Genomic DNA, 2,323 nt, shown 5'->3' with positions numbered 1-2,323 from the left:
TCGCCATGTCGGTCCCCGCACAAAAATTGCCGTGGATACCCTCGAACGAGATGTAGACCCCGTGGGTGCTTGTATTGGTGCCAGAGGCTCCCGCATTCAAGCCGTAGTCAACGAATTACGCGGGGAAAAAATCGATGCTATTCGCTGGTCTCCCGATCCTTCCACCTATATTGCCAACGCCCTCAGCCCCGCTAAAGTTGATGAAGTGCGTCTCGTGGATGCCGAAGAACGTCAAGCCCTCGTCTTAGTCCCCGAAAATCAACTCAGTTTGGCGATCGGCAAAGACGGACAGAACGTTCGCTTGGCTGCCCGTCTCACCGGCTGGAAAATCGATATTAAAGATACCGCAGCATTTAAAGTCGAACAGGCCACCCGCAGCGCCGCAACTTCCGAAACCGAGGCTAATCTTGAAGAAGAATAATTCTCCTCCAGTGGGACGATCCGCCAACAAAAAAAAATGAGAAAATAGCAGTTACGATGCTCTCAATTTTGCCAGCCAATGCCAGATAAATTAAGGACAGGAGGTGAAAAATTTCTTGAAAGTAAATCTGCGACGCTGTATTTCCTGCCGCAAAATTGCTCCCAAAAATTCCTTTTGGAGAATTGTTAGACAAACAGGAGGTGATGTCAATTCCAAGCAAACGGTACAATTAGATAAAGGCATGGGACGGTCTGCTTATCTCTGTCCCCAAAGCGACTGCCTCGAGGCAGCCCAAAAGAAAAACCGATTGGCGCGATCGCTTAAAGCAAACGCCCCCCAAGAGGTTTACCAAAACATCTATCAGACGCTACGATCGCGCCTGGCAGCGATCGACAAGCGCAATTGCAACCCACCTTAACACCCAAATCATAACTATGAAAGCCAGCAATGTTTAATCCACCATTACACCCAAACAACCATCGAGCGCGAAAACGGGGACTATTGCATGAACAACGGAAAAACCAGAATTTACGACTTATCTAAAGAACTTAATTTGGAAAACAAAGACATTTTAGATATTTGCGGCCGACTCGACATCGCTGTAAAAAGTCATAGCAGCACCATCACGGATACGCAAGTGGAGCAGATTCGAGCGTCTGCCAAAACTTACCGGCCTTCTCCTCCTAAAAACTCCCACTCAAAATCCCGAGAGGAACGGGAAGCTGCGGAGAAATCCCTGCGTCCCAAAGGGCCTCGCAAACCCCAAATTCGCGGCATCCTTAAGAATGAACCTCATTCGGAGCGGGGGGAAAACTCTCCGATTTCTCGACCGAATAGCCCAAATAATCCCAAGCTCGTTACCCCTCCCAATCGTCCTCTGAAAACTAAACCATCTCCTCCCAGGGCTGCCTCAGAAACGTCCAACGTGCCACAGGTTCGCCCCTCGCAACGAGACCAAGATAGAGACAAAATATCAGAAGAACGGGCGGTAGAGCAATCGGTCTCCTCCTTGAATGGCGCTCCCCAACGCCCATCTATGCCAAATTCTGCCCAGCAACAGACAAGCCGTCCAGAACAGCAGGCTAAACCCGAAGAGACCAATGAACTCCTCGTTCCACCGAGCAGACCTCAGCCCCCCTCGATCAAAAAAACTGACGAGCGACCTACTCCTCGCAAAGGGAAAAAGTCTGATTCGTCCAGGAGCGATCGCCATCTTGAGGAAGTGCCAAGACCCATATCCTCCAAACCCGAGCGGAAACATTCTGGGAGTAGAACAGAAGTTAAAACAGACGGGGCGATGGTTGGTGCAAGTGGTAAAGGTAGAGACGGTAGCAAAGAAAGAAATAAAGACCAAGGTGCAAAGAAAGCGAAACCCAGTGCAAAACTACAACAAAAACCGCAAAAACCAATCCCACAGCAATTGCGGAAACCCAAGGCTTTCGAGGAAACCTCATCTGACGATCTTGATGATGGGGTAATCGTTGAAGACCAAGATGTTTTTGATGGAGATCCCCTTCTCGCTCCCCCCGAACGGCCTCAGCCCAAACTCAAGCGTCCTAACGTCAGTCGCAAGCCCAAGGTCTGGGAAGAAGAGGAGGAAGATCCCGATGGTAAAGCTAAGGCGGGTAAAGCTAAAGCCGGTAAAACAGGCAAAAAACGTAAAGCGTTAATTATTGACGACGAGGATGATGAATTTGATGTCGATCGCAACAGTCTGGTTGCGCCTGCGGCAGTGAGTCTCTCCATCGCTCGTCCTCCCAAACCGGCGGGTAGTAATCGCGTTAAAGCGGCTCCCACGGCCAAAGCAACGAAAAAACCCCCCGTTAAGGCGGATCGCGATCGTGCCAAAGAAGAGTCTCGCAATAAAACCGAGCGGAAAGTTGCCGCGAAACCTCCCGAAAA

2 protein-coding genes and 1 pseudogene are annotated in these 2,323 nt (G+C 50.1%); all 3 read left to right on the top strand.

The window, feature by feature from the left end; all coding sequences use genetic code 11:
* Positions 1-421 (top strand): annotated as a pseudogene (nusA, locus tag VB714_RS21280) (transcription termination/antitermination protein NusA); the annotation flags it as partial.
* Positions 422-536: 115 nt separating this feature from the next.
* On the top strand, positions 537-839 hold the full coding sequence (locus VB714_RS21275) for a YlxR family protein (RefSeq protein WP_323226694.1): 303 nt from the start codon (positions 537-539) through the stop codon (positions 837-839).
* A gap of 87 nt (positions 840-926) precedes the next feature.
* Positions 927-2,323, top strand: a 1,397-nt coding sequence (locus VB714_RS21270; RefSeq protein WP_323226693.1) for a translation initiation factor IF-2 N-terminal domain-containing protein, incomplete at its 3' end; no start/stop codon positions are given.

This window comes from Spirulina sp. 06S082 (assembly GCF_034932145.1).
Classification (GTDB): Bacteria; Cyanobacteriota; Cyanobacteriia; order Cyanobacteriales; family Spirulinaceae; genus CCY15215.
This window is presented reverse-complemented; position numbering and strand designations above follow the sequence as displayed.